28 protein-coding genes and 1 tRNA gene are annotated in these 25678 nt (G+C 73.7%); 16 read left to right on the top strand and 13 right to left on the bottom strand.

Annotation, left to right across the window (positions count from 1 at the left end):
- Positions 1-27: 27 nt before the first annotated feature.
- Both ACERM0_RS15600 and ACERM0_RS15595 read left to right on the top strand, forming a co-directional pair.
- Positions 28-1230, top strand: a complete 1203-nt coding sequence (locus ACERM0_RS15600) for a site-2 protease family protein (protein WP_373679537.1) — start codon at positions 28-30, stop codon at positions 1228-1230.
- Positions 1227-2297, top strand: coding sequence for a PDZ domain-containing protein (locus ACERM0_RS15595; protein WP_373679536.1), 1071 nt, complete (start codon positions 1227-1229; stop codon positions 2295-2297). The genes ACERM0_RS15600 and ACERM0_RS15595 overlap by 4 nt, the downstream gene beginning before the upstream one ends.
- Here ACERM0_RS15595 and ACERM0_RS15590 read toward each other — a convergent pair.
- Both ACERM0_RS15590 and ACERM0_RS15585 read right to left on the bottom strand, forming a co-directional pair.
- A complete protein-coding gene (locus tag ACERM0_RS15590) occupies positions 2294-2938 on the bottom strand; it encodes an aminodeoxychorismate/anthranilate synthase component II (RefSeq protein WP_373679535.1) in 645 nt (214 codons plus the stop codon). The genes ACERM0_RS15595 and ACERM0_RS15590 overlap by 4 nt on opposite strands.
- A 5-nt stretch (positions 2939-2943) precedes the next feature.
- Complete coding sequence (locus tag ACERM0_RS15585; protein WP_373679534.1) at positions 2944-4590, bottom strand: AMP-binding protein; 1647 nt, start codon at positions 4588-4590, stop codon at positions 2944-2946.
- Between the two features lie 333 nt (positions 4591-4923).
- Between ACERM0_RS15585 and ACERM0_RS15580 the strand changes: the two genes are divergently transcribed.
- Positions 4924-5619, top strand: coding sequence for a LuxR C-terminal-related transcriptional regulator (locus ACERM0_RS15580; RefSeq protein ID WP_373679533.1), 696 nt, complete (start codon positions 4924-4926; stop codon positions 5617-5619).
- A gap of 178 nt (positions 5620-5797) precedes the next feature.
- Complete coding sequence (locus ACERM0_RS15575; RefSeq protein WP_373679532.1) at positions 5798-6865, top strand: polyprenyl synthetase family protein; 1068 nt, start codon at positions 5798-5800, stop codon at positions 6863-6865.
- Here the strand turns inward: ACERM0_RS15575 and ACERM0_RS15570 are convergent.
- Together ACERM0_RS15570 and ACERM0_RS15565 are read right to left on the bottom strand one after the other, a co-directional pair.
- Positions 6841-7014, bottom strand: coding sequence for a hypothetical protein (locus ACERM0_RS15570; protein ID WP_373679531.1), 174 nt, complete (start codon positions 7012-7014; stop codon positions 6841-6843). The genes ACERM0_RS15575 and ACERM0_RS15570 overlap by 25 nt on opposite strands.
- Complete coding sequence (locus tag ACERM0_RS15565) at positions 7011-7667, bottom strand: class E sortase (protein WP_373679530.1); 657 nt, start codon at positions 7665-7667, stop codon at positions 7011-7013. The genes ACERM0_RS15570 and ACERM0_RS15565 overlap by 4 nt, the downstream gene beginning before the upstream one ends.
- A 110-nt stretch (positions 7668-7777) precedes the next feature.
- Between ACERM0_RS15565 and ACERM0_RS15560 the strand changes: the two genes are divergently transcribed.
- Together ACERM0_RS15560 and ACERM0_RS15555 are read left to right on the top strand one after the other, a co-directional pair.
- Positions 7778-8050, top strand: coding sequence for a cell division protein CrgA (locus ACERM0_RS15560; RefSeq protein ID WP_373679529.1), 273 nt, complete (start codon positions 7778-7780; stop codon positions 8048-8050).
- A 236-nt stretch (positions 8051-8286) separates the two neighbouring features.
- The gene (locus ACERM0_RS15555) at positions 8287-8541 is read left to right on the top strand and encodes an FmdB family zinc ribbon protein (RefSeq protein ID WP_373679528.1); all 255 of its coding nucleotides are present in this window, start codon (positions 8287-8289) and stop codon (positions 8539-8541) included.
- 19 nt (positions 8542-8560) lie between these two features.
- Here the strand turns inward: ACERM0_RS15555 and ACERM0_RS15550 are convergent, their stop codons facing one another.
- The 4 genes from ACERM0_RS15550 to ACERM0_RS15535 form a co-directional block, all read right to left on the bottom strand.
- Positions 8561-8881, bottom strand: coding sequence for a hypothetical protein (locus tag ACERM0_RS15550; protein ID WP_373679527.1), 321 nt, complete (start codon positions 8879-8881; stop codon positions 8561-8563).
- Positions 8882-8940: 59 nt separating this feature from the next.
- Positions 8941-9411 (bottom strand): PaaI family thioesterase, encoded by a 471-nt coding sequence (locus tag ACERM0_RS15545; RefSeq protein ID WP_373679526.1) that lies wholly within the window; start codon positions 9409-9411, stop codon positions 8941-8943.
- 1 nt (position 9412) lies between these two features.
- On the bottom strand, positions 9413-10612 hold the full coding sequence (locus ACERM0_RS15540) for an acetyl-CoA C-acyltransferase (protein ID WP_373679525.1): 1200 nt from the start codon (positions 10610-10612) through the stop codon (positions 9413-9415).
- 83 nt (positions 10613-10695) lie between these two features.
- Positions 10696-12132, bottom strand: coding sequence for a gamma-glutamyltransferase (locus ACERM0_RS15535; RefSeq protein WP_373679524.1), 1437 nt, complete (start codon positions 12130-12132; stop codon positions 10696-10698).
- Between the two features lie 263 nt (positions 12133-12395).
- Here ACERM0_RS15535 and ACERM0_RS15530 point away from each other — a divergent pair, with 263 nt between their 5' ends.
- The 5 genes from ACERM0_RS15530 (at position 12396) to ACERM0_RS15510 (ending at position 19407) form a co-directional block, all read left to right on the top strand.
- Positions 12396-12947 carry a hemerythrin domain-containing protein gene (locus ACERM0_RS15530; RefSeq protein WP_373679523.1) on the top strand — a complete coding sequence of 184 codons (552 nt, stop codon included), beginning with the start codon at positions 12396-12398 and terminating at the stop codon, positions 12945-12947.
- A 95-nt stretch (positions 12948-13042) separates the two neighbouring features.
- Positions 13043-14212 (top strand): hypothetical protein, encoded by a 1170-nt coding sequence (locus ACERM0_RS15525; RefSeq protein ID WP_373679522.1) that lies wholly within the window; start codon positions 13043-13045, stop codon positions 14210-14212.
- Between the two features lie 763 nt (positions 14213-14975).
- Entirely contained in the window at positions 14976-15971 is a 996-nt protein-coding gene (locus ACERM0_RS15520; RefSeq protein ID WP_373679521.1) for a chemotaxis protein CheB, read from the top strand.
- Positions 15972-16039: 68 nt separating this feature from the next.
- The gene (locus ACERM0_RS15515) at positions 16040-17920 is read left to right on the top strand and encodes a CheR family methyltransferase (protein WP_373679520.1); all 1881 of its coding nucleotides are present in this window, start codon (positions 16040-16042) and stop codon (positions 17918-17920) included.
- Positions 17921-17958: 38 nt separating this feature from the next.
- Complete coding sequence (locus ACERM0_RS15510) at positions 17959-19407, top strand: SpoIIE family protein phosphatase (RefSeq protein WP_373679519.1); 1449 nt, start codon at positions 17959-17961, stop codon at positions 19405-19407.
- On the opposite strand, the gene ACERM0_RS15505 is transcribed toward ACERM0_RS15510, so the two are convergent.
- Positions 19404-20105, bottom strand: coding sequence for a sigma-70 family RNA polymerase sigma factor (locus ACERM0_RS15505; protein ID WP_373679518.1), 702 nt, complete (start codon positions 20103-20105; stop codon positions 19404-19406). The genes ACERM0_RS15510 and ACERM0_RS15505 overlap by 4 nt on opposite strands.
- A 50-nt stretch (positions 20106-20155) precedes the next feature.
- Positions 20156-20530 (bottom strand): hypothetical protein, encoded by a 375-nt coding sequence (locus ACERM0_RS15500; RefSeq protein ID WP_373679517.1) that lies wholly within the window; start codon positions 20528-20530, stop codon positions 20156-20158.
- Between the two features lie 59 nt (positions 20531-20589).
- Here ACERM0_RS15500 and ACERM0_RS15495 point away from each other — a divergent pair, with 59 nt between their 5' ends.
- Complete coding sequence (locus ACERM0_RS15495; RefSeq protein ID WP_373679516.1) at positions 20590-20937, top strand: STAS domain-containing protein; 348 nt, start codon at positions 20590-20592, stop codon at positions 20935-20937.
- Here the strand turns inward: ACERM0_RS15495 and ACERM0_RS15490 are convergent.
- Positions 20860-21210, bottom strand: coding sequence for a hypothetical protein (locus ACERM0_RS15490; RefSeq protein WP_373679515.1), 351 nt, complete (start codon positions 21208-21210; stop codon positions 20860-20862). The two genes, ACERM0_RS15495 and ACERM0_RS15490, sit on opposite strands and share 78 nt — an antisense overlap.
- Before the next feature lie 136 nt (positions 21211-21346).
- Between ACERM0_RS15490 and ACERM0_RS15485 the strand changes: the two genes are divergently transcribed.
- Positions 21347-21419, top strand: a tRNA-Ala gene (locus ACERM0_RS15485).
- A 19-nt stretch (positions 21420-21438) separates the two neighbouring features.
- On the opposite strand, the gene ACERM0_RS15480 is transcribed toward ACERM0_RS15485, so the two are convergent.
- Positions 21439-22020: a chemotaxis protein CheB gene (locus tag ACERM0_RS15480; RefSeq protein ID WP_373679514.1), complete on the bottom strand. Its 582-nt coding sequence runs from the start codon at positions 22018-22020 to the stop codon at positions 21439-21441.
- A 144-nt stretch (positions 22021-22164) separates the two neighbouring features.
- Here ACERM0_RS15480 and ACERM0_RS15475 point away from each other — a divergent pair, with 144 nt between their 5' ends.
- Positions 22165-23574, top strand: a complete 1410-nt coding sequence (locus tag ACERM0_RS15475; RefSeq protein WP_373679513.1) for a flavohemoglobin expression-modulating QEGLA motif protein — start codon at positions 22165-22167, stop codon at positions 23572-23574.
- Here ACERM0_RS15475 and ACERM0_RS15470 read toward each other — a convergent pair.
- Complete coding sequence (locus ACERM0_RS15470) at positions 23556-24515, bottom strand: DUF1028 domain-containing protein (RefSeq protein ID WP_373679512.1); 960 nt, start codon at positions 24513-24515, stop codon at positions 23556-23558. The genes ACERM0_RS15475 and ACERM0_RS15470 overlap by 19 nt on opposite strands.
- Before the next feature lie 186 nt (positions 24516-24701).
- On the opposite strand from ACERM0_RS15470, the gene ACERM0_RS15465 reads away from it, so the two are divergent.
- Together ACERM0_RS15465 and ACERM0_RS15460 are read left to right on the top strand one after the other, a co-directional pair.
- Positions 24702-25154, top strand: a complete 453-nt coding sequence (locus tag ACERM0_RS15465) for an acyl-CoA thioesterase (protein WP_373679511.1) — start codon at positions 24702-24704, stop codon at positions 25152-25154.
- A 161-nt stretch (positions 25155-25315) separates the two neighbouring features.
- Positions 25316-25618 (top strand): hypothetical protein, encoded by a 303-nt coding sequence (locus tag ACERM0_RS15460; RefSeq protein WP_373679510.1) that lies wholly within the window; start codon positions 25316-25318, stop codon positions 25616-25618.
- Positions 25619-25678: the final 60 nt, after the last annotated feature.

Raw genomic sequence — 25678 nt, 5'->3', positions numbered from 1 at the left:
CAGCGGCGTTGCGGGTACCGTCCCCGCATGTTCTCCCGCGCCGTTCGGCTCACCCGCATCCGTGGCGTCGAGGTGCGTCTCGACGTGTCGTTGGTGCCGTTCGCCGCGCTGGTGGCCTGGTTCTTCGCGGCGCGGTTCCGGGAGTCGCACGCGCTGTCGACCGCCATCGTCATGGCCGGGATCGGCTGCCTGTTGTTCATCGCCTCGATCCTGGCCCACGAGGTGGCGCACGCCCTCGAGGCGCGCCACCGCGGCCTCGAGGTGCCGCGCATCACGCTGTTCCTGTTCGGCGGCGTGACGGAGATGCACGCCGCGTCCGAGACGCCTCGTGACGAGTTCGTCGTGGCCGCGGTCGGCCCCTGGATCAGCCTCGTGTGCGGCGCGGCCTTCGGCCTGTTCGGGACGTGGGCGACGTGGTCGCTGCCCGCCGCCGCGGCCGCGCCGATCGCCGAGGTGGCGGGCCTGCTGGCCTGGGTCAACGTCGTGCTGGCCGTGTTCAACCTCGTCCCCGGCGCCCCGCTGGACGGCGGCCGGGTACTGCGCGCCGGCCTGTGGTGGCTGCTGAAGGACCGTCGGCGCGCGCTGCGCATCGCCGCCCGCGCCGGTCAGGCGCTGGCGATCGGGCTGATGCTGCTGGGCGTACGGGCCGTGCAGGTCGCCGGCACGGACGGGCTCTTCGGCGCGTTGATGTGGCTCGCCGTCGGCTTCTTCCTGTGGTCGGCGGCGCGGGCCGAGATCCGCCAGAGCGACGTGGACGCGCTCCTCGAGGGTCGGGCGGCCCGCGACCTCGTCGGTCGGCTGCCCGACGCGGTCCACCCCGACCAGCCGCTGCACCTGCTGGACCCGGACACGGTCGCGCCCGGTCGGACGCTGCTGCCCGTCGCCGCGGACCACCCGACGGGCGACGCGCCCCTCGGGAGCGGCCCCAACGGCCACCTCGCCGGGGTCCTCTCGGTGCGTGAGCTCGTCGAGCTGCACCCGACCGACCGCGCGGCCCGGGTGGCCCGCGACCTGCTCCAGCACGTCGACCACCTGCCGCGGGTCGGCCTGGACGACGACGTCCGCGACCTGATCGCCGCCTTCTCCGGCAAGGTGCACGCCGTGCGGCTGCACGCCGACGGGCGTGACGTCGGCGTGGTCACCGAACGCGAGGTGGCACGCGCCCTCACGGCACTGCGCCGCAACGGTGGCACGCCCGCACCGGACAAGGCCACGGAGCCGGCGTCGTGAGCCAGCCGGACGTGACGACGTCGGGCCCACCGCCGGTTCCCGAGCCCACGCCGCCCACACGACCGCGGCCCCGGTCGTGGTGGCGGGTGGGCTTCTACACGCTGACGCTGGCGATCGTGCTGTGGGCGGCGGTGCTGGTGCCGCTGCCCTACGTGGAGTACGTCCCCGGCGGTCCGACGGAGATCGAACCGCTCCTGGAGATCGAGGGGACGGAGACGACCGAACTCGACGGCAGCGCGTCGCTGCTGACCGTGTTCCTGCGCCAACAGCCGACCTTGCAGTCGTTGCGGGCGGCCGTCTCCGACCAGCGCCGGCTCATCCCGCTCGCGCAGGTGTTCCCGCCGGACGTCGACCGGGACACCTTCTTCGCCGGGCAGCGCGAGGTCTTCGGCCGGCAGTTCGAGATCGCCGCGGTCATCGGGGCGCAGGCCGCAGGGGTGGAGACGACGATCCTGTCCGAACCCGTGGTCGTCAGCGTGCTGCCCGGCAGCCCGGCCGACGGGGTCCTGCAGCCGCGCGACGTCATCGTCGCCGTCGACGGGCAGGCGGTCGTCGCCGCCGAGGAGATCCAGGCCCGCACGCGCGCCGGCGCCGTCGGCGAGCAGATCGCGCTGGAGGTCCGCCGCGGGGAGGAGACGATCCAGACCTCGGTCGTCCTCGGCGAACTGCCCGGCGTCGACTTCCCCGCGATGGGCATCTCGGTGGAGACGGCCGTCTACGACATCGAGTTGCCGTTCGACGTCCGCCTCGCGTCGACGACCCGCATCGGCGGTCCCAGCGCCGGCATGATGGTCGCCGTGACGGTGTACGACCTGCTGGCCGAGGAGGACCTGCTGCGGGGACGCACCGTGCTGGGCACCGGCAGCGTGGACGCCGACGGCCGGGTCGGCCCGGTCGGCGGGGTGCCGGAGAAGATGCTGGCCGCGGCCGAGTACGGCGCGGACGTGGTCCTGGTCCCCGCGTCGCAGCTCGACCAGGCGCTGACGACGGCACCACCGGACCTCGACGTGATCGGGGTCGCGACCGTCGAGGAGGCGATCGACGCGCTGCGCGGCAAGGGCCGCTAGGCGACCGGCGCGTCGGCCGGTGTCGCCGCGGTGGCGCAGCGGGCCACGAAGGTGCCCAGCAGCTGCATCCCGGCGCTGGTCAGTACCGACTCCGGGTGGAACTGCACGCCCTCGACGTCCACCTCGCGGTGGCGCATCGCCATGATCAGCCCGTCGGAGGTCTCCGCGGTGACCTTCAATGCGGAGGGCAGTGTCTGGCGGTCGACGACCAGCGAGTGGTACCGGGTCGCGTCGAAGGGCACCGGCAGGTCGGCGAGCACGCCCTCCCGCCGGTGGTAGATGGGGCTGGTCTTGCCGTGCACGAGCACCGGGGCCCGCACGATGTGGCCACCGTAGACCTCGCCGATGCACTGGTGGCCGAGACACACCCCCAGCAGCGGTCGCCGCCCGGCCACCAGCCGCACGACGTCGTTGGACAGCCCCGCGTCGTCGGGCGTGCCGGGGCCGGGCGAGATCACCACGCCGTCGGGCAGGTCGGCCTCGAGCTCGTCCAGCGTGAAGGCGTCGTTGCGCACCACCTCGACGTCCGCGCCCAGCTCACCCAGCTCCTGTGCGAGGTTGTAGGTGAACGAGTCGTAGTTGTCGACGAGCAGCAGTCGCGGCCGGTCGCCGTCGGACACCGGTGTCGGACCGTCGGTCACGTCGCTCACCCTCCCGCCAGCAGCTGGCGCAGGTCGTCGCGGTCGAGGTCGCCCGCCGCGGTCTCGGGCAGCCGGTCCACGACGGTCACCCGGTCGGGGACGGCGGCGGCGTCCAGCAGCTGGCGACAGTGTTCCACGAGGACGTCGCTGCCGAGGCGGGTCCGCCGGCGCGTCACGACGGCCCCCAGCAGCAGGTCACCGGACGCGACGACACCGGCGCGGGCGACGGCGGGATGGTGCAGCAGCGCCGCCTCGACGTGCCGGGGGGACACGAACCGGCCCTCGCGCTTGACGACCTCGTCGATGCGCCCGACGTGGGTGAAGACGCCGTCGGCGTCGACCGTCGCGAGGTCGCCGGTGACCAGCCAGCCGTCCACGAACGTCCGCGCCGTGAGCTCGGGTCGGTCCCGGTAGCCGGGCGCCACCTGGGGACCGTGGACCAGGAGCATGCCCGGCGTGTCCGGGGGCAACACCCGGCCGAAGTCGTCGGGGTCGACGACGATCGCGACCGTGTCCGTCACGGGCAGGCCCATCGTGCCGAACGTCGCCCGCCCGTAGACCGGCTGGGCGTGGGTGAGCGGTGCCGCCTCGGCGAGCCCGTAGCCCTCACGGACGCGGGCGCCGCCGGTACGCCGCTCCACCTCGGCGGCCAGGCGCGGATCGAGGGGCGCGCCGCCCGCGACGCAGACGCGCAGGGAGGTCAGGTCGCGACGTGCCCCGTCACGGTCCGCCAGCAGAGCACCGAGCCGGGCGGGAACGGTCGGGAACAGCGTCGGCTTCTCCCGCTCGATCGCGCGGGCCAGGGCGGCGGGCTCGGGACGGTCGAGGAGCACGATCGTCGCGGCGGACAGCACGCCGGCCAGCAGCCCCAGCGTCAGGGGCAACACCTCGTGCAGCGGGTCGGCCACCAGCACCCGCTCACGCCCAGCCTGCACGTCGGGGACCCAGAGACGGGCCTGGAAGGCGTTGGCGACGAGGTTGGCGTGGGTGAGCCCCACCCCACGCAGGTCGTCACCGCGGGCGCGGTAGACCAGGGCCGCGACGGTGTCGGGCTCGGGCGCCGCCGGGACCGTCCGCGCACCGTCACCGGCCAGCAGGTCGGCGAGCCGGACGTGGTCGTGCCCGCCGCGATGTGGACGCCGCGGCAATCGAAGACGGCGACGGGGCCCCGGCCACTCCTCGCCGCTCACGCACACCGCGATCGGGGGGAGCGCGACGTGCTGACGCAGCTCGTGCAGCACCCGGGCGGTACCGACGACGGCGGCCACGCCCGCGTCCTGCGCGATCGCCCGCAGCCGTTCGGCCGGCAGGTCGGGTGGCACGGGCACGACCGCCGCCCCCAGGCGCCACAGCGCGAGCAGTACGACGGGCGCGACCACGCCGTTGTGCAGGCCGACCAGCACCCGGTCGCCGGGTACCAGACCGGTGCCGGCGAACCGGCGGGCGAGGTCGTCCACGCGGTCACGCAGGGACGCGTAGTCGACCCCGCGGCCGTCGCTCACCAGTGCGGCCGTGCCCGGGAAGTCGCGGGCGGCGTCCTCGAGCAGGCGCGGCAGCGCGACCGCCGGCAGACGGTAGGTGGGCGGTACCCCGGGCGGGTAGGCGGCGAGCCACGGCCGCTCGAGGGACGCCGGGTCCGGCGGTCCGGCCACCGCGGCACTCCTGGCTCGTCGTTTCCGGGGATCGGGCGAGCCGATCAGTGTATCGGGGGCCGTCAGGCGGCCTCCCGACGCCGGTCAGCACCGCAAGGAGGCCCGCCGAACGGCCGCGGAGATGGCCCGATGGAACGGGACACCGGCCCTCCAGTAGCTCGCCGGAACGCACGAAGCAAATTCGTTCGCGCGCCCACTGCACGGCTGCGTCAACGATGCATCAACCTGATCAAGCGATCTCCAATTCGACCGATAAGCACGTCTCAAACCCCCATCCTCCGAGTCGACGCTGCGGCACGGGAAGCCGAGGCGCGACAACGGGGACAACTGAAGATGCAGCACACCACCATCAAGGTTCTGCTGGTAGACATGTTCTGCGTGGTACGCGAGGGCGTACGCGCCATGGTCGACGGCCGCCACGAGTTGCACGTCGTCGGAGAGGCGGCATCCGTCGCCGCCGGGGTGGCCAAGGCCGTCACGTTGCGGCCCGACGTGGTCCTGGTCGGGGCCGACCTGCCCGACGGGCGCGGCGCCGACCTCATCCGTCACCTGCGCACCCGCGTCCCGGGCGCCCGGACCGTGGTCCTGAGCCCCTTCGCGGACGAGGAGACGTTCTTCCAGGCCGTCGTGGCCGGTGCTTTCGGCTACCTCGCCGAGGACATCGACGCCGACGCCCTGGCCCGGGCGCTGCACGCGGTCGGCCGCGGCCGGTCGCTCATCAGCCCCTCGACCATCGACGAGCTGCGCGCCCGGTCGCGCGCCTCGGTGGTACCCGACCGGCTCAAGCGGGACCTGACCGGCCAGGAACAGCGCATCCTCACCATGGTCGTCGAGGGAGCGACCAACCGGGAGATCGCGAACCGCTTGTCGCTGGCCGAGAAGACGGTGCGCAACTACATGTCCAACATCCTCGCCAAGACCGGAGCGCGCAACCGCACAGAGCTGACGGCGGCCGTCGTCGGCGGAGCGAACCGCGCCGGACTCAGCCGCGGGCCCCGCCGGATCCCGGCGCTTGCCCACGCCGGCTGAGGTGCGGCGGGTGGGCGCTGCGTCCGCGGGGGGCGCCCGCCCACCCGCCGCAATTCGACCGACGGCCCGGCCGGCCGACGAGCCGCCGGAGCCGACCCTGGACGCGCGGTAGGTTGCGGCGACCTGCCGCGCGCGACGGGCGCCGGCGTGACGACGTCACCGCCGACCGAGGAACGACGTGACCGCCGCACCACCCGCCGTGACCGCCCTGCGCGCCGAGGTGGACACGGCACTCGCACGCGCCCTCGCCGAGCGCCTGCCGCGGCTGCGCGACTACCACCCGGCGCTCGACCCGGTGGCCGAGCACCTGCAGCGGTTCATGACCGGCGGCAAGCGCATCCGTCCGGTGCTGCTGCTGTTGGGTTACGCGGCCGGCGGCGGCATGCCGCCCGGGTCCGTCATGGGTCCCGCCCTGGCGCTGGAGTTCCTGCACACCTGCGCCCTCGCCCACGACGACGTCATCGACCGTGCCGACACCCGCCGCGGCGAGCCGACGGTGCATCGCAGCTTCGCCCGCCTCCACGCGGGGGCGGGCTGGCAGGGTGACGCCGAGGCGTACGGGGAGGCGGTGGCGATCCTGCTGGGCGACCTCGCCTTCGTGCTGGCCGACGAGGTGTTCCTCACCGCCGACGTCCCGGCGGAGCGGCTGCTGGCCGGCCTCGCCGGCTTCACCCGGCTGCGCGAGGAGGTCATGGCCGGCCAGTACCTCGACCTGTGGGCGGCGACCAGCCGGACCACCGACCGCGACCTCACCGAACGCATCGCCGCGATGAAGTCGGGCTGGTACTCGGTGGCCCGGCCGCTGCAGGTGGGGGCCACGCTCGCCGGTGCGGACCCGGCGCTGATCGACGGGTTGGTCCGCTTCGGTGATCCGCTGGGCCGTGCCTTCCAGGTCCGCGACGACCTGCTCGGCGTGTTCGGGGTGGCGGCGGAGACGGGCAAGTCGACGCTGGGCGACCTGGTGGAGGGCAAGCGCACGCTGCTGGTGGCCGAGGCGGCCGCGCGCCTGGCCCCCGACGCGTGGTCCCGCCTGGATGCCGCCCTGGGCGACCCGTCCCTCGACGAGCAGACCGGCGACCACGCCCGGCGCCTGCTGCGCGATTCCGGGGCCGAAGCCGCCGCCGAGGCCTACGTGGCGGCCGCCATCGCCGAGGCGCACGCGCAACTCGACCGGCTGGCGCTGCCCGACGGGGTGGCGACGGCCCTGCGGGAGCTGGCGACCTACCTGGGCGACCGCAGCAGCTGAACGGCCGCCCCCAGCGTCGGGTCCTCGAGCTGGCGTTCGACCCACGGGAACACGGTCGTGAACAGCACGACGACCGCCACGGCGATCAGGACGGCCAGCAGCACCACCTTCAGCCACTTCGGCACGGTCGCGGTCCCTTCGCCGGTCATGAGGTCGTCGGCTCCTCCACGAGCTCGCCCCAGGCGATCAGCCGCTGCGCGGCGGAGAACTTCGGGTGGCAGGTGGTCAACGTGATGGTCGGGGCGCCGGTGCCCAGCGGGTCCTCGTCGACCACCCACACGTCGGTCGGCGCCACGACGCGCTGCTCACGGTAGGCGTACACCCACTCCCGGCCGTCACGATCGACGACGTGGATCGTGTCGCCGTCGCGCAACTCCTCCAGCGCCCAGAACGGGCGGCCATAGGTGGTGCGGTGGCCGGCGATCGCGAGGTTGCCCTCGCCGCCGGGGCGAGCGGAGTCGGGATAGTGCCCCGGACCCAGGCGCAGGTCGTCGAGGGAGACGCCCTCGACGACGTAGAGGACCTCGTCGTTGACGATGCGCTGGCCGTCGCGCTCGAACCACAGCGCGGCGTAGGCATCGCCCGTCGCCACGGGCTCGTCCCCGTCGTCGGCGACCGGCGTGGAGTCCCGGCCCACGTCGTCGTCGCCGTCGGGTAGGCGCAGCTCCCACTGCTGGGCGAGGTCGCGTTGGGAGGCGTTGGTCGACAGGTCCGTGAACCACAGCAGGTAGACCACGTAGAGCAGGACGACGCTGCCGGCGACCACCAGGGTCCAACCGACCCCGCGCACGACCCGTGCCAACCTCGCCCCTCGCGTCGGCCGGTCGAGCGCCGCCCGACCGGAGCCGGGAGGGTAGCCACCCGAAGCGGTAGGCTGACGCGCGCGTACGCCGTTCGTCAGCCGAGGCCCCGATGCCGCAGAGCAAGCACCGCCGCAAGGGACACAACCGCCCGCGGGCCTACCAGACCGCGCCGCCGGCGAAGAACCCGACACCGTCGGCACCGTGGGTCCCGGCCGTCGGGGTCGGTCTGCTGGTGGCCGGCGTCCTGGTGATCCTGCTGGCCTACCTGCCGTTCCTGCAGGACCTGCTGGCGTCCGCGCCGCCCTTCTACGGCAACTGGGGCCTGGTCGTCGGCTTCGTCATGCTGCTCGCGGGGTTCGTCTTCCTCACCCGCTGGCGCTGACACCCGCGCGACGGGTCGTCGGCGTTTCCCCAGGTCAGCGGCCGGAAGCCGGACTTATCCCCAGCTTCGCCCCGGCCGCAGGTCCACATCCTGTGGACAAACGCAGCGTCGTCATGGCGCTCCTCCACAGTCACTGTCCACAGGCTCGTGGACAACCTCGATGGAGCGTCCGGGTACCGTCGGTGGCGGTGATCGAGATCGTCCGAACTGGCTGGACAGGCGTCCAAGGAGCACGCGTGCCGGTTTACGAGTACGTCTGCACCGTCTGTGGACAGCGCACCGAGCGTCTGCTGCCCCATGCACAGGCCGGCGAGCCCGGCCCCTGCCCGGCGTGCGAGGGCACGCTCGAGCGGCGCTTCAGCCGGGTGGCCGTGCGGCTCAACGCCTGGGGCTTCAGCCGCACGGACGGCTTCGTTCCCGACCGGCCCGGCCGCGGTGACTTCCGCACCGTCCGTGAGCGCGCCGAGCGGATCGCGGACGGCGACACCTGAGGCCGCGGCGCGCCGTCGCCTAGTTCAGGATCTCGGTGCGTTCGTGCATCCGTTGGCCACAGTGGCTGGGGGCGCGCGAGGTGCCCCGCACCAGCAGCAGCACCTCGGTCCCGCACTCCTCGCACCAGAACAGCGTGCGCTCGCTGGTGACCATCGGAGTCGCGACGACCTCCTCGTCGGGCATGCCGGGAGCGCGGGCGTCCTTGCCGAGCACCCGCAGCGAGCTCAGCAGCCAGGTCAGCATCGCCCAGCCGAGCAGCGGCGCCAGCACCCACCGCCAGCCGAACAGCACGCCGACGGCGACCGCGACACCCACGGCGGGGATCAGGAGCAGCACCACGGTGGCAACCTCGCGGACGTGGACGGGGACGACGCCGCCCAGTGTGCCCCAGCTGCGGCCTAGTGGGTGGCGCGCCACTCCGCGGACCAGGCGTCCTCACCGAGGTGCCAGCGCGACGTGCGGTGCACCAGGGCGTGCAGGCTGGCGACCAGCGCACCGTCGGAGCTGACCTCGATGAGATAGGCGCCGGTCCGGGCGGTGCGGTGACGCTCGCGGCCCTCGGCCACCAGCCGCTCGCCGGGGGCGGCGGAGGCGAGGAACTGCACGTCGACGCTGAGTGCGACCGCCAACCGCCCCCAGGAGTTGGACGCGACCGCGAACGCGACGTCGCCGAGCCCGAACCCGACCCCGCCGTGGAGCCAGCCGGCGAAGTTGCGGTGCTGGTCCGTGACGGTCAGGCCCACGCGGGCCCAGCCGCCGCCCCAGTCCTCCAGTTCCGCGCCCAGTCGCCCGGCGTACTCGTCGCCGCGCCACAGCGCGTCCAGTGCCGCCCGGTTGGGGACGTCCACCTCGGCGTGCGGCGCGTCCACGTCAGCCCAGGCGTTCGAGGACGGTGGCGTTGGCCATGCCGCCGCCCTCGCACATGGTCTGCAGGCCGTAGCGCCCGCCGGTCTGCTCCAGGACGTGCAGCAGGGTGGTCGTGAGCTTGGCGCCCGACGCCCCCAACGGATGGCCGTTGGCGATCGCGCCACCGTTGACGTTGACCCGGTCCAGGTCGGCGCCGGTCTCCTGCTGCCAGGCGAGCACGACCGGCGCGAAGGCCTCGTTGACCTCGAAGGCGTCGATCTGGTCGATGGACATCCCGGCGCGGGCCAGCACCTGCTGCGTCGCCGGGATCACGCCGGTGAGCATGAAGACGGGGTCGTCCCCGGCCACCGCCATGGCATGGACCCGGGCCCGCGGCGTGAGACCGAGCGCCTCGGCCCTGCTGCGCTCCATGACCAGCACCGCGGCGGCGCCGTCGGAGATCTGCGAGGCCCCGCCGGCCGTGACGACCCACTGGATCTGCGGGAAGCGCTGCGAGACCGCGTCGTTGCGGAAAGCGGGCTGCAGACCGGCCAGGGAGTCGGGCGTCGAGTCCGGGCGAATGCCCTCGTCGGCCGTCATCGTCTCACCGGTCGGCCCCTCGCCGCGGTCGACGGCGACCGGCAGCAGTTCGGCCGCGAAGCGGCCGTCGCGGGTGGCCGCGGCGGCGCGCTGGTGGGAGCGTGCGGCGTAGGCGTCGAGGTCCTGGCGTGAGAGGTTCCACTTGGCCGCGATCAGTTCCGCGGAGATGCCCTGCGGGACCAGACCGCCCGGATACCGCTCGGGAATCCGGGTGCCGAAGGGGTCCTGGCCCATGGTCGAGGAGAACATCGGGACCCGGGACATCACCTCGACGCCGCAGGCGATGGCGACGTCGTAGCTACCCGCGATGACCCCCTGGGCGGCGAAGTGCAGCGCCTGCTGGGAGGAGCCGCACTGCCGGTCGATGGTCGTGGCGGGCACGGACTCCGGGAAGCCGGCCGCCAGCACCGCGTTGCGGCCCACGTTGAAGGCCTGCGCGCCAGCCTGTGACACGCAGCCGGTGATGACGTCGTCGACCTCGCCGGGATCGATGCCGGCCCGCCCGACCAACGCCTGCAGGGTGTGAGCGAGCAGGTCCACCGGGTGCCAGCCCGACAGGGCACCGCCGGGCTTGCCCTTGCCGACGGGCGTCCGGACGGCTTCGACGATGACCGCGTCACGCATGGGCGCGCCTCCCTCTCTCTCCGTGCCGCGAGGCTACCCGCGCGCACCCGCCGACCGGAACGCGGCAGGGGAAGTCGTTCCGGTCACGCCTCGACGACCCGGCAGGCCCCGCCACGGCGGTGGTCGCCGGCGCAACTGCCGTCGGGGCTGGCCACGTGCGTGCCGCCGAAGTAGAGGTCGGTGACCGGCCAGACGTTCACGGCCCGCCGGGTCGCGAGTTCGGCGACCGCCTCCGAGGCGAAGCCCGGCTCGACCTGCACCACCTCGCCGTCCCAGTGGACGCGGGGGGCGCGGACGGCGCCCGCCACGTCGAAGCCGTGGTCGACGAGGTTCACGACGACCTGGGTCATGGCGGTGCGGATGCGCTCGGAGCCGCCGCTGCCCAGCACCACCGGCGCGCGCCGGTCACGCAGGAGCAGCGACGGGGCCATCATGGAGCCCACCCGCCGCCCGGCGGGCAGCCGCAGCCGGCCGCCCTCGCCCATGCCGCGAAGGTTCGGGTTGAGGTCCGTCTCGCCCATGATGTTGTTGGCCATGACCCCGGTGTCCGCGAGGATGACGCCGCTGCAACTTCCGTTGGACGTGGTCATGGACGCGAGGTTGCCCTCGTCGTCGCAGACGCTGACGTGCGTCGTGCCGCGCGCGCTGCGTGGGCGGCGCTCGGGCAGGGCCTGCTCGGTGGCCGCGCCGGTGTGGTGACGCCACACGTCGTCGAAGGCGTCCACCAGGTGACCCAGCCGGCGCGCGCTGCCGAACGGTTCGGCGTCGGCCTGCCGCAGGTGGCGCAGACCGCGGGCGATCAGCGTCCCACCGTGGGACGGTGGCGGGTTCGTGACCAGGGTCGCGTCGCGGTAGTCGACCCGCAACGGTTCGCGTTCGACGACCGTGTAGGCGGCGAGGTCCGCCGCACTCACCAGTCCCCCGTGCGCGGCCATGTCGGCCGCGATCCCGGCCGACAGGTCGGGGGCGGCGAAGCCGGTGGTCTCCCCGCCGGCCACCCGCTCCAGGAACGCGGCCAGGGGTGCGTTGCGGACGGCGGCGTCGGGGCCGAGACGGGCACCACGCGGCAGGAAGCGCTCGCGCCCCTCGGCCGAGCGACCGAGGATCGGCTCGAGCAGGTGCACCACGGCGGCCTGGTCCGGGCCCAGGACCACACCGTCGGCGGCCATCCGCCGCGCCGGTTCCAGCACGTCCACCAGCGGGAGGCAGCCGAGCCGTCGATGGACGTGGAGGTAGCCGGCGAGGGCACCAGGCACGGCGACGGAGCCGTGCCCGACGTGGAAGACCTGGTCCGCGGCGCCGAAACGCAGGGTCACGGCGTCCAGGCGCGGCTCGACCTCGTCGGGCACGCCCCGGCCGGGCGTGTCGACGAAGAAGTCGAACAGGACCTGGTGTCCCGCGTCGGTGTGGGCGAGCAGGAAGCCGCCGCCGCCGAGGCTGCTGAGGCAGGGTTCGACGACCGCGGCGGCGAAGCCCGCGGCGACGGCGGCGTCGAAGGCGTTGCCGCCGGCCGCGAGCACGCGTGCGGCCGCGGCGGCGGTCTCCGGGTGTCCGGCGGCGACGACGCCGCGGGGGACAGGGGCGGGGGGTATCGCTCGGCCTCCTCGGGCGGCGTGGACACGGCGAAGCCTGCCACGCCGCGTCCGCTCCACGCCGACGCACTGGATCGGAGCCGGTCCCCGGCCGTGCGGCGGTCGGTGCCGGCGCCCGCCAGCCGCTGCAGGACGCCACCGTGACGTCTCGACGACACCCACGCGGCTCACCACCACCGGAGTCACCCGCCATGGCCGACCAGGACATCATCGACCTGTTGCTGCAGGACCACCACGAGTTCCGGGAGCTGTTCGCCGAGCTCGAACGCAGCGAGGACGAGTTCAAGGAGGAGTTGTTCCACTACCTCGTCGCGCGCCTGGCCAGCCACGAGGCGGCGGAGGAGTCGGTCGTGCACCCCGCCCTCCGTGACGAGGTCCCCGACGGTGAGGCCGTCGCCGAGCAGGTCATGCAGGAAGAGGCCGACGCCGAGCAGCTCCTGCACCGCATGACGAAGCTGGAGGTGGCCAGCCCGGAATGGGAGGACGCCCTGGTCACGCTGCAGGGGGACGTGCTCGCCCACGCCGAGCACGAGGAGCGCGAGGAGTTTCCGCGGTTGCGGGAGCGCCTCGACATCGAACACCGCCGGAAGATCGGCAGGACGTTCACGACGCTGCGCGACAGTGGCCCGACGCGACCCCACCCCAACACGCCCAACCAGCCGCTGGTGCGTGCCGCCGTCGGTCCGGTCGCCGGCGTGTTCGACCGGGCGCGCGACAAGGCCCGCGAGGCATTCGGCGGCTGACCGCCCGCGTCGAGGTTGCCGGCTACAGACCCCTAGCTTTCCTATACTCCGCTCGCATCCGGTCGCGAACACCGAACGGCCGGGTCGGAGACGTCGTGCCCAACCCGTTCGAGGACCCGTTCACCGACGGGGCCCTGGATCCCGCCGCGAACCCCTTCCGTCCCGGCATGGGGCGTGTGCCGCCCGATTTCGGTGGCCGCGAGCCGGCCCTGCGCCGCGCGAAGGTGGTCGTCGACCGCCTCGCCCGCCCGGCCGCCCCGCAGTTGCTGCTCTACCGCGGGGTGCGCGGCGTCGGCAAGACCGCCCTGTTGGCCTACGTGCGACTGCAGGCCGGACAGCGTGGCGTCCACACGATCGCGCTGGAAGCCGACCGGGGTGACGGGGACCTCGTCGCCGCCCGCGAGACCCTGCGCCGAGGCGCCGCCGGCCTGGTGGAGCGCGCCGACGACGCCACGCTGGCGCGCTGCGGCAGCCTGCGGCGCGGCCGGGACGGCAGCGTCGAGGTTCGCGCCAGCGGGACCCCGGCCGCGACCGTCGAACGGCTCGTGGCCGACCTCGGGATCCTCGCGGCGACGCTGAAGCAGGGCGTGCTGCTGACGGTCGACGAGGTGCAGGAGGCCGAACAGACGCTGCTGAAGCCGCTGCTGCGCGCCGCCCACCTGGCCTCACAGGAGGACCGCCCGGTCGGCGTGCTGCTGTCGGGCCTGCCGTCGGCGGCGGAGACGCTGTTCGACGAGGGCCAGACCTACACGGAACGGCTGGAACGGCTGGAACTTGGCCTGCTCGACCGCGACGGCACCGTGGAGGCCGTCCGCCGCCCCTTCGAGCGCGAAGCCGATGTCCTGGTCGACGAACACGTCCTGGACCACGTCCACGACGAGTCGGGCGGCTACCCCTGGTTCGTGCAACTGTGGGGCGCGGCCCTGTGGGACGCCGCCAGGAGCCCCGAGCGGGTAGATCTCGTCGACGCCCGCGCCGCCGGTGTCGAGGTCCACGAGCGCGTGCAGGCGTTCTTCGCCGACCGCTGGCGGCGGGTGCCCTCGGGGCGCGGCGCCCTGCTGACCGTCGCGCTGGCCGAGCAGGGCGGCGACGCGGAGATGGGCGACCTCACCGAGGTGCTCGACCTCACCCATCAGGCGCTCTCCCCGGCGCGACGCGACCTGGTCGAGCGGGGCCTGTGCTGGGCCCCCGCACGCGGCCGGCTGGCGTTCACCGTGCCCGGGTTCGCCGAGTGGGTGACCCGCACCCGCCCCGACCGGAGCTGAGGGGACCCCCGCGCGCATCCGTCGCGGCTGGTCGCCCCGGCGCGGCAGCGAGGCGCGACGGTCGCCGGCGGGCGCGACGGTTGCCGAGTGGCGCGAAGAGGTGCTGCTGTCGCGCCTGCGCGCATCGGTCGCGGCTGCCCGCCCCGGGTCGGCAGCAAGGCGCGACCGTTGCCGGTTCGCTCGACGGTTGTCGAGTGGCGCGACGAGGTGGTGCTGTCGCGCCTGCGCGCATCGGTCGCGGCTGGTCGCCCCGGGTCGGCAGCAAGGCGCGACCGTTGCCGGTTCGCTCGACGGTTGCCGGATCGCGCGACGGGAGGCGCGTTGCCGCGGCCTTCACGGAGCGGAGGGGTGTGGTGGTCGCCGTAGCAGGGGCTATCTCGGAAGCGCCCCCAGGGCGCGCACCGAGAGCGAGCGAAGCGACCCCTGCGCAGGCGACCACCACGGCCCCGGAGCGGTCGGGCTCGGAGCAGCCCGGCGCGCACCGAGCGAAGCGACCCCTGCGCAGGCGACCACCGCAGCCCCGGAGCGGGCTCGGAGCAGCCCGGCGCGCACCGAGAGCGAGCGAAGCGACCCCTGCGCAGGCGACCACCACAGCCCCGGAGCGGGCTCGGAGCAGCCGGCGCGCACCGAGAGCGAGCGAAGCGACCCGTGCGCAGGCGACCACCACAGCCCCGCGGGCACGGCCGTCCGACCGTCGTCGCACGGTCCCCGGGGCGCGGCGATCGGTGAGAGTGCGGAGGAATCCGCGTCCGGGAGCCGCACCTTGTCCACGCACGACCTGGTGGTCATCGGTGCCTCCGCCGGGGGGATCGAGGCGCTGACCCAACTGGTGGGCGAGCTGCCGGCCGACCTCGAAGCCGCCGTGTTCGTGGTCGTGCACACGCCCGCCAACGCGCGCAGCGAGCTGCCACGCCTGCTGGCCCGTGCCGGCCCGCTGCCCGCCGCACACGTCGCCGACGCCGAGCCCGTCGAGTGCGGGCGGATCCGGGTCGCGCCGCCGGGGCTGCACCTGCTCGTCAAGCCCGGGTTCGTGCGACTGGTGCAGGGCCCGCCCGAACACGGTTTCCGCCCCGCCATCGATCCCCTGTTCCGCAGCGCCGCCAGCGCCTACGGCCCGCGCACGGTCGCCGTCGCGCTCTCCGGCGTCCTGGACGACGGCAGCGCCGGCGCCCGCGAGGTCGAGGCCGCCGGCGGACGCGTCCTCGTGCAGGACGTCGAGGAGGCCACCTTCCCGGATCTTCCCGCCAACGTCGCGGACGCGTGCACGAGCGCCGAGTCGCTGACCATCGCCGAGCTCGCTCGGCGCATCACCACGCTGACGAGGATCCCCGCCGCGGCCGCGCTCGACGACCCGCCCACCCCGGACCCGCTGGAGCTCGCGGTCAGCCGTCACGGCACCCAGCAGCGCGACCAGGAGGGCGGCCAGCTCCCGGCGGTGTGTCCCGACTGTGGCGGGCCGCTGCGCGTCGTGGCCGGCCGCGACGAGGTGCCGGTCTTCCGCTGCCACGTCGGCCACGCCTGGGGTGGCAGGAGCCTGCTGGACGCGCAGGGCGTGCAGATCGAGGGCTCGCTGTGGACGGTCGTCCGCCTGCTCGAAGAGCGTTCGGAGCTGGCCCAGCGACTGCGCGAACGCGCCGCCGAACGCGACCTCGGGCGCGCCGTGCGCCGCTACGACGAACAGATCGACGACATCGAGCAGCAGCTCGAGCACCTGCGGTCACTGCTGGCCGCCGGCGGCGCGGCCAGCTCCGCGGGCTGACCCGGCGGCGCCCCCGGACGCGGGGGTCCTCGCCGCTACAGTGACCGTCAGACGGCACGAGACAGGTCATGGCGGAGCGAACCGACGACGAGCCGGCCTTCTCGGCCCTGCTCGACCACGTCAAGCGGACCCGCAACTTCGACTTCAGCGGCTACAAGCGCGGCACGCTGCACCGGCGCATCGACAAGCGGCTGCAGACGCTCCGGCTGGACTCCTACGGTGCCTACCTCGACCACCTGCAGGTGCATCCCGACGAGTTCACCGCGTTCTTCAACACCATCCTCATCAACGTGACGTCGTTCTTCCGCGACCTCGACGCCTGGGAGCACCTGCAGCAGGAGGTCCTGCCCGGGATGCTGCAGGCCAAGGACCCCGGTGAGCCGATCCGGGTGTGGTCCGCCGGCTGTGCCAGCGGCGAGGAGACCTACAGCATCGCCATCGTGCTGTGCGAACTGCTCGGCGCCGACCTGTTCGTCGAGCGCGTGAAGATCTACGGCACCGACGTCGACGAGGAGGCCCTGGCGGACGCCCGCTCCGCCAGCTACGACGCGGAGGACATCGCACGTGTCCCGGAGCCGTGGCGCGAGCGCTACTTCGAACCACCGAACGGCGGAGGTCCCGCCCGCGACGACGTCACACGCCTGCAGTTCCGCGGGGACCTGCGCCGCAACATCATCTTCGGCCGTCACGACCTCATCCAGGACGCGCCGATCAGCCGGCTCGACCTGCTGGTCTGTCGCAACACGCTGATGTACTTCAACAGCGACGTGCAGGCCCACGCCCTGGACCGTTTCCACTTCGCGCTGCAGCCCGGCGGCGTGCTGTTCCTCGGCAAGGCGGAGAAGCTGCTGCGCTCGAGTCGCCTGTTCGAGCCGATCGACGCCAAGCGCCGCTTCTTCCGGAAGGTGCCCACCGGCGAGGCCCGTCAGCGGCTACTACAGCGCGTCATCGTGGACGCCGAGCCGGCCGTCGCCAACGTCGCGCTGCGCGATCGCGCCTTCGACGTCGTGCCGTTGCCCACGGTCGCGGTCGACCGCGACGGCCACCTGCTGCTCGCCAACGCCCCGGCGCGTCAGCTGTTCCGGCTCAGCCTGCGCGACCTGGGTCGTCCGCTGCGCGACCTGGAGTTGTCGTACCGACCCGTCGAGCTCCGCGCGGCCATCGAACGCGCCTACGAGTCCGGCGGGCCGGTCCAGCTGCAGGACGTCCGCTGGCAGGTCGAGCCCGACGTCGTCACCACGCTCGACGTGCTGGTGCAGCCGCTGCCCGACGACGACGGTGGCGTGTGCGGCACCGCCATCACCTTCGCCGACATCAGCGACCGTCATCGCCTACGCGACCAGCTCGCCGAGTCCCGCAGCCGTCTGGCCTCCGCCTACGAGGAGCTGCAGTCCAGCAACGAGGAGCTGGAGACCACCAACGAGGAACTGCAGTCCACCATCGAGGAACTGGAGACCACCAACGAGGAACTGCAGTCCACCAACGAAGAGCTGGAGACGATGAACGAGGAGCTGCAGTCGACCAACGACGAGCTCCACGTCGCCAACGAGGAGCTCTTCCAGCGTCAGCGCCAGCTCAACGACGCCAATGCGTTCCTGGCAGCGGTGCTGCGCAGCCTGCGCCGGGCCGTCGTCGTCGTCGACGAGGCGTTGCTCGTCCGGGTCTGGAACGACCTCGCCGAGGACCTGTGGGGACTGCGCAGCGACGAGGTCGTCGGCACCAACCTCCTCGACCTCGACGTCGGCCTGCCCGTGCACGAGCTGCGGGACCCGTTGCGTGCGTCCCTGGCCGGCGAGGACGACACCAAGCTCTTGGTGCTGCCGGCGCGCAACCGCCGTGGCATGCCGGTCGAGTGTCACGTCTCGTGCATGCCGCTGCACACCGACGACGGTGCCGTGAAGGGTGCGATCCTGCTCATGGAGGAACGACGGCGGCCGGACACGACCTGATCGACGAGGGCACCTGGCGCGATGCCCTCGAGGCGTCGGTGATCGCGCAGGCGATCACCGACCGTTACGGCACGCTGCGCTGGGCCAACCCGGCACTCGCCGCGCGGCTGGGGCGACATCCGAGGTGGCTGGTCGGCAAGCCGCTGGCGGTCCACGTCGCGGTGCCCGACCGTCCGGCGTTCCGGCGGGCGCTCTCCGAGGCCTTCCACGCGCACACGTCCTGCGAGGTGGTGCTGCGCGACACGAATCAGTGGAGCCATCCGGCGCAGTTGCTGCTGACCCGCCTCGGCGACGACGACGAGCCGCTGGTGCACGTCGCCGCCCGCTTCCACGACGAGGCGGCAACGTTCCCACTGCTCCCTGCCGTGGTCGAGTTGCGCGAGCACCGCGAGCGCCTGCGCGAGCTCCACGCCCAGCACCACCCGCCCCACGACCACGTGCCGGGACTCGCGGTCGACGTCGCCGACGCACCGCTGCAGGACGGGCCCGGCGGTGACCGCTACGACGTGCAGCCGCTCGACGACGGCAGCGTCCACGTCGCGGTCATCGACGCCACCGGTCACGGCGCGCCCGCGGCGCAGGCAGCGGCGGAACTGCTCTACACGCTTCGCCTCCTGGCGCTCGACGGGTGTCCGCTGCCGTCACTGCCACCTCGCGCCGACGAACGCCTGCGCCAGCAGGGCGGCGCGGTGACGGGGACCGCCGCCTTGGTGCGTGTCGACGCCGAGCGCCGGAAGGCGGAACTGGTCCTGGCCGGACATCCATCCGCCTTCCACGGTCCGCTGGCGGGGCCGCTGTTGCCGGTCGGTACCGCCGGACCGCCGCTGGGGTTCGGACTCACGGCCGAGACGGGGGTGACGCCGTTGCCGATGTCGGGCCACCGCCTGTTGCTGGTCACGGACGGTGTGCTCGCCACCCCCGGCGCCGTGCTGGACACCGAGGAACTGATCCGTCGGCTCGCGGACGTGCCGGCGGCCGCGGACCTGGCCACCGCCGCGCTCCGTCTCGTCCCCGACGGCGAACGCGCCGACGACGCGCTCGCTCTCTGTCTGCGCTACCTGGAGGATCCAGCCGCCACCCGTTCGCCGGCCGCTGGCCTGGAGTTGACGCTGGCGCGTCAGGCCAGCGAGGTCGGCCGGGCGCGGCACGTCGTTCGTGACTGGCTGCGGGCCCTTCACGTCGCCGACGACCGCGCCGGCGACGTGCTGCTGGTGGTGTCCGAGCTGGCCACCAACGCCGTCGAGCACGGTGGCGAGACGATCTGGCTCACCCTGCGACGGCTGGGCCGCGACGTCGTCGTCGAAGTCCGCGACGACGGCCCCGGCATCCAGCCCCCGGACGCACACGTTCCGCCGGTGGGTTCGGAAGCGACGCGCGGCCGCGGCCTGCACGTCGTGCAGCAGCTCGCGGACCCGTTCGTCGTCGCGTCCGGGGCCACCGGCACGGCGGTCCGCGCCGTACTGTCCGCGGTGCTGCCCAGCGACTAGGCCGCGCGGCGCCGCAGCTGCTCCAACGCGCGCGCGAGCAGACGTGACACGTGTTTCTGGCTGAGTCCGACCTCGTGCGCGATCTGGCGCTGCGGGATCCCGCGGACGTAGCTGAGGTACAGCAACCGGCGCGTGCGTTCCGGCAGGTCCCGGACGAGATGGCCGAGCAGGTCCCGGGCCTCGACCCGCGTCGGGTCGTCGAACGGGTCGTCGGCCAACGGCTCGGTCCACAGCGGCTGCGGGCGGCTGGCGGCGGTGGCGTCCAGCACGGCCACCACGTCGTCGACCGTGCAGCCGGCGCGGGTCGCGACCTCGGACAGCCGTGGGCTGCGCCCGAGTTCCTGCAGCAGCGCGTCACGCGCGTCGAGGACGGCCCGGCTGCGGTCCCGGATCGGGCGGGGCACGCTCACGCTCCAGCAACCGTCGCGGAAGTGCCGCCGCAACTCGCCGAGGATGGTGGGCGCCGCGAAGGCCTCGAACGGCACGCCGCGCGCCGGGTCGAAGCGCTCAAGCGCCTTGACGAGGCCGAGCGCGGCGACCTGCTGCAGGTCCTCCAGCGGCTCGCGGTGGTGCCGGTACCGGCGGGCGAGCGCCGTGGCGAAGGGCAGGTGGTCGACGACGAGTTCGTCGCGCAACGCACGGTCCCCGGTCCGCGCGTACCGTTCGAACCGGGTGTCGATGGTCGTCGGCTCGTCCATGCTCCCCCGTCGGCCGGGCCCCAGGCCTTGGTCGGCCGACCTCGACGAGGTTAGGGCGTCGTGGGCGTCGCCGTCACGCGTTCGAGCCCGAAGGTCCCCCGTGCACCCAGCCAATGGTGGTCGGTGGTCCGGGGCAGAACGTCCTGCGCGATGGGGCTCAGCTGCGGCGTGGACCCCGGCGGGCGGGTCAGCCTGCCGACGACCCGGAGCCGACCCCGCCCGACCTCGACGTCCGCGATCAACCGGGCGCCACCGTCGGCGACGGACATCACGGCCGCGGCCAACTCGTCGACCGCGATGCGCACGTCGCCGACCGCCTCCTCGTCGAATCCCGCCAGCTCGGCGGCTCCCGCGATGGCGAGGCGCAGCGTGCGCAGGCAACGCGTGTCGGCCGGCACGTCGAGTCGGATGTCGAGTGGCGGCACGGCGGCGTGGTCCTGGTCGGGGGGCTCGTGATGGGCGTCATAGCCGGCTACCGTGCCCGGTGTCACGCACGTCGGAGGCAGCCGCCATGGCCGAGCCACTGGCCGTCCGCACCGCGCCGGGCGACGGCCGCGACGTGACGCTCAGGCTGTCGGGCGAACTCGACGCGCACACCAGTCCGCTGCTCGAGCACCACCTCGAGCACGCGGTCGCTGCGACCGACGGCGACGTCCGGCTCGAGGTGTCGGAGCTGACGTTCGTCGACTCCTCCGGTTTGGGCTGTCTGCTCCGGGCCGCCGGCACCCTTGGATCGCTGGACCGGCGGCTGGTCCTACGGGCGCCGAGCCCGCCGCTGCAGCGGCTGATCGAGCTGGCCGGCGTCGCGCCGCACCTGGCGGTCGAAAGCTGACGCCGTCGCCGGGGCCGGGCGGTGCGGCAACCGGCCGGGACGCCGGTCGAGGATCGCCCGCGCCTGGATGGCGGCGCTCAGCTCACCGTTGCGCAGCACCAGGGCATACCGCCGGTTGCGCGTCTCGGCCTGCCCGAGCAGTTCCCGGTAGTGCCGGACGTTGCGGCGGATCTCGTTGTTCGCGCTGAGCGCGCAGGACAGGGAACAGACACCGGGTGCGGACTCCACCGGCGCCGAACACATCAGGCAGTACGCGGTCACGGTCACCGGCATGTGCCCCCTCCGTTCCACATGACGCAAGAACCGTTCGGTTACCCCGCGAGCCGCTCACTGAGTCACCCGACCAGCGGTGCGGTCGCACGGCGCACGTCTCGGCGCAGGCGCCGGCCGCTACCCTGCGCGACGGTCCGGGCCCGTAGCTCAGTTGGCAGAGCGCTGCCCTTGCATGGCAGAAGTCGTCGGTTCGACTCCGATCGGGTCCACACACACATAGTTCGCGGCTCAGGCCGCGGCGCGCCCGGCGATCCAGTCGCCGATGACGGCCAGCGGCAGCACCTCGTCGACCATGCCGCGCTCGATGACCGCCCGGGGCATGCTCGGGTGATCGGCGGCGCGAGGCTCGATCGTCACGACCCGACCGCCGAAGCGGCGGACGACCGCGGCGCCGGTCGCCCCGTCGTTGCCGTCACCGGACAGGATCACGGCGACCGCCCGCTCGCCCAGGCCGAGCCCCATCGAGGTCAGCAGCAGGTCCGCCGAGGGACGGCTGGGTGGGAAGGGTCCGGAGCGGATCATCGCCAGACAGCCGTCCGGGGCGATGACGAGGTGACGCCCCGGCGGGGCCACCGTCACCGCCCCACCGTGCAGGGGCTCGCCGTCGCCGGCCGGCTGCACCGGCAGCGCGCAGCCGCGCTGCAGCAACTGCGCCAACTGGTTCTCCCGCTCCGGCTGCTGGTGCAGCAGCACCAGCACCGCGACCTCCAGGCCGGCGGGCAGGTCGGCCAGCACCTGGCGCACCTGCGGCAAGCCACCGGCCGAACCGACCAGCGCGACGACGGGTCCTGCGGCAAACGGTGTGTCCACGGCCACCACCACCGGTGCTGTCCGTCAGGGTAGGGATTCGCCGGCACGGTCGTGCGCCGAAGTGGCCTCGCCGCGAACCACGACGGCCTACCTTCGGCGTCTCCGCCGCGCGTGCTGCGCGGCCCGAGCCGAGGTCGCGCTGCCGTGTCCGCCAGCGACGAGCCCACCACCGTACCCACCGCCGACGTGAACACGATCCCGGCCAGCGGGGACGAGCACGAGGACGCCACCTCCGACGTGCCGGAGGTCGCGCGCGTCCTGGACCTGCGTCCGCCGCCGGAGGTCGACCCCGCCTACCGCGCCACCGTCCGCGACCTGGCCGAGCGGCTGCGCCAGCTGCAGCGGCCGATCAACGTGCTCTCGCCGCTGCGGTGGCCGAAGGCGGTGGAGGAGGGCTTCTTCGCCGCCGGCGCGACGCGTCAGCCGGAGGTCACCCGGGAGACCTACGCCCCGTTGCCGTACGACCCGACCGCGCTCACCCGGGCGCTCGAGGACCTGCACGGCGACATCCGCAACCGGCTGGGACGCTTCAACCCGGTCGGGCAGCTTATGGCGCAGCGCTGCCTCGAGTGGCGTGAGACGGTCGCGATGCTGACCGCGCGCGGCACGCCCGACTTCTCCCGCAGCGCCGGGCTGCTGTACGGCCGCACGAGCGACGCGTTCCACGTCGCCGGTCCCACGACGGCGGACCTGGGCGTCGACCTGGCGGCCCGGCTCGAGCGCATCGAGGGCTCGGGATTGCTGCCGGCCGACGAGAAGACCATGGACGCCACGGAAGGCGCCGCCTGGCTGCAAGAGCGGCTCGACCGCGTCTTCGACGAGGACCGCGTCCGTGTCGAGGTGTCCGACGCGATCGTCGCCGAGGCCATCGCCGGCTCCGACCGCATCCGGCTGCGCGCCGACGCACGGTTCAGCGAGCGGGCGCTGCGGATCCTCGAGGTGCACGAGGCCTACGTCCACGTCGCGACCACGCTCAACGGCCGGCGCCAGTCGACCCTCACGTTCCTCGACAAGGGACCACCGTCGACCACGATCAGCCAGGAGGGACTGGCCGTGCTCGTCGAGGTGACGGCGTTCACCTCGCACCCGACGCGGCTGCGGCGCATCAACGACCGGGTCGAGGCGATCCACAAGGTCGAGGACGGGGCGACGTTCCTGGACGTCTACCGCTGGTTCCTGACCGAGCGGGGGCACGAGCCGCCGGCGGCGTACGCCGACACGACGCGAGTGTTCCGGGGGTCGCTGCCGGAGGCCGGACCGTTTCCCAAGGACCTCGCCTACGCGCGCGGGTTCGTCCAGACCTACAACTTCTTCCGGGTCGCGGTCGCGCGTGGGCGGGTGTTCCGCATCGGACTGCTGTTCACCGGCAAGACCGCACTCGAGCGCATCGACCTGCTCTTCGAGGCGTTCGACGAGGGGCTGCTCGACCCGCCACGCTACCTGCCGCCACACTTCGCCGATCTGTCGGGGCTGGCGTCCTGGCTGGCCTACTCCGGCTTCCTGAACCAACTCGACCTCGACCGAATCGAGGACGACTACGTCCGGCTGCTGTAGTCCTCGGCCGCCGTCTCGTCCCCGGGGGGCACGGCGACCGGTGTGCCGTCCGGCAGCAGCCGCGCCAGCAGGTCGCGGTCGGGCACCAGACCGGCGGGTCCGAAGCGGCGGGCCGCCTCGACGAAGGGCGGGGCGCACTCCTCGAGCTCGCGGAAGATCGCGCGCGCGTCGTCCTCGCGGCCGGCCAGCCCCAGCACGATCGCCCGCCACATGAGCAGGTCGGGTTCCTCGGTCGGGTCCTCCTCGCGCATCCGGTCGAGGTCGACGACGGCCGCCTCGGCGTGGCCGTTGAGCGCCAGCTCGAACGCCGCGACCACGCGGTGGTAGCGACTGCTCTGATCCAGCAGCCGCTCGAGCTCCAGCAGCGACTCAGGGTGGTCGTCGACACGTAGGTTGACGACCTGGTCGCGCCACGGGCGGCCCGTCCGCTCGGCCCGCACGACGAGCACCGCCGCCGACCGGCGGCCGCGGAAGTCCCCACCGGCGTCCTCCGCCGCGTGCAGCGCCTTCAGCAGCCGCCGCGACAGGGGCCCGGTGGTCGACTCGTACGCCTCGACCATCCGTTCCCAGACGGCCGGCCCGGTGACCATGTTCGCCAGCGCCACGCAGTTGTCGCCCAGCCGGTGGCCGGCGGCCGCCACGCAGTCGTCCCCGGTGTACACGTCGATGCCACCCGCCGCGTCGACCATCGCGACCTGCCGCCGCTCCGGGTGCGGGTCGACGCTGCGCAGGGCGGCCAGCACCTCCGGCGCGGTCAACCCGCCCCGCAGCATGTCCAGGCCGAGCTCGCCGTACATCGGCTCACCCATCGACTGGGTCGCGATGACGCCGTAGCCGGGCAGCGCCCAGGGCACGCTGGCGCCGACGGCGAGGGCCTGCGTCTGGGTCGCGACGCCCATCTGCCCGGTGCGGGGATCGCGGGCGACGATCGAGTAGGTCACGTGCGGCTGCCTCCGTGCGGGGGAGCGGGCGCGGCGAGGCTGCCGGCCGCGGCGGCACCTGTGGTGCTAGTCGCCCGCGTACGGCGGGCGCCACCGCTCGACCCGCCCGTCGAGACAGCCGCGGCGGCGGCGTGCCGCCCGGCTCCCTAGCCTTCGGCCGACCCCGCGGCGAAGAAGGAGCCGGCCTTGACCGATCTGCGCGACCTGCCCGTTCCGCGCCGCAGCGACTTCGCCCACCACCGGTCGATCACGACCCGCTGGCACGACAACGACCACTACGGCCACGTCAACAACGTCGTCTACTACGCGTGGTTCGACACGACGGTGAACGGCTACCTGATCGAGCACAGCGGGACCGACACCCGCGACCTCGACGCCATCGGCCTGGTCGTGGAGACCGGCTGTCGCTACCTGCAGCCGCTGTCGTTCCCCCAGCCGGTCGAGGTCGGACTCGGGGTCGAGCGGTTGGGGCGGACCAGCATCACCTACCGGCTGGCGGTCTTCGGCGCCGACGACGTCGCGGCGGCGATCGGCCGCTTCACCCACGTCTACGTCGACCGTGACACCGGCCGCCCGACCGACGTGCCGGCGGCGGTCCGCCGCGCGGTGCACGCCCTCGGCCCACTCCCCAGCGTATGAGGCTGGCCGGCGCCCCTCGCTGCGACGGTCGACCGGGCACTGCGGCCGGAGGGGCAGTCGTCGGCCCGGGATGGTGACACGGCGGCCGGGCCGCGCACCGCGGGACCGGGCCGGGTGACGCCACGGTTGCGCCCCCCGCCACCGAGAACAACGGAGGGCTCATGGCGCGCACGGTGTGGCTGCTCGACGGCGACGAGCACACGATCGCCGTCTCCGACCAGGCCGGACCCGGCGACTTCGTCGTCCGCCGGACGGGCGAACTGGTCGAGGTCGGCGAGATCGCCGACGGCGAGGAGCCGCGGGTGGCCTGGTTCGGCGAGGTCGAGCCGGCCCTGCTGCCCGAGATGGACGACGTCATGCTGGCCGAGGACCGCATCGGCCCGCTGCAGCGGATCCCCGAGGACGGGGACCTGCGCGCCGCCATCGAGGGCATCGAGACCGCCGAGCGCAACCGCGGCGGCTGACCGACCCGCCGACGGCGCGCGATCACGGTTGCGCGGCGTCTTGGTGATCGACGCGCCGGC

Source organism: Egicoccus sp. AB-alg2, assembly GCF_041821065.1.
Classification (GTDB): Bacteria; Actinomycetota; Nitriliruptoria; order Nitriliruptorales; family Nitriliruptoraceae; genus Egicoccus.
Note: the sequence above shows the minus strand (reverse complement) of the source record. Positions and strands in the feature narration are given on the sequence as shown.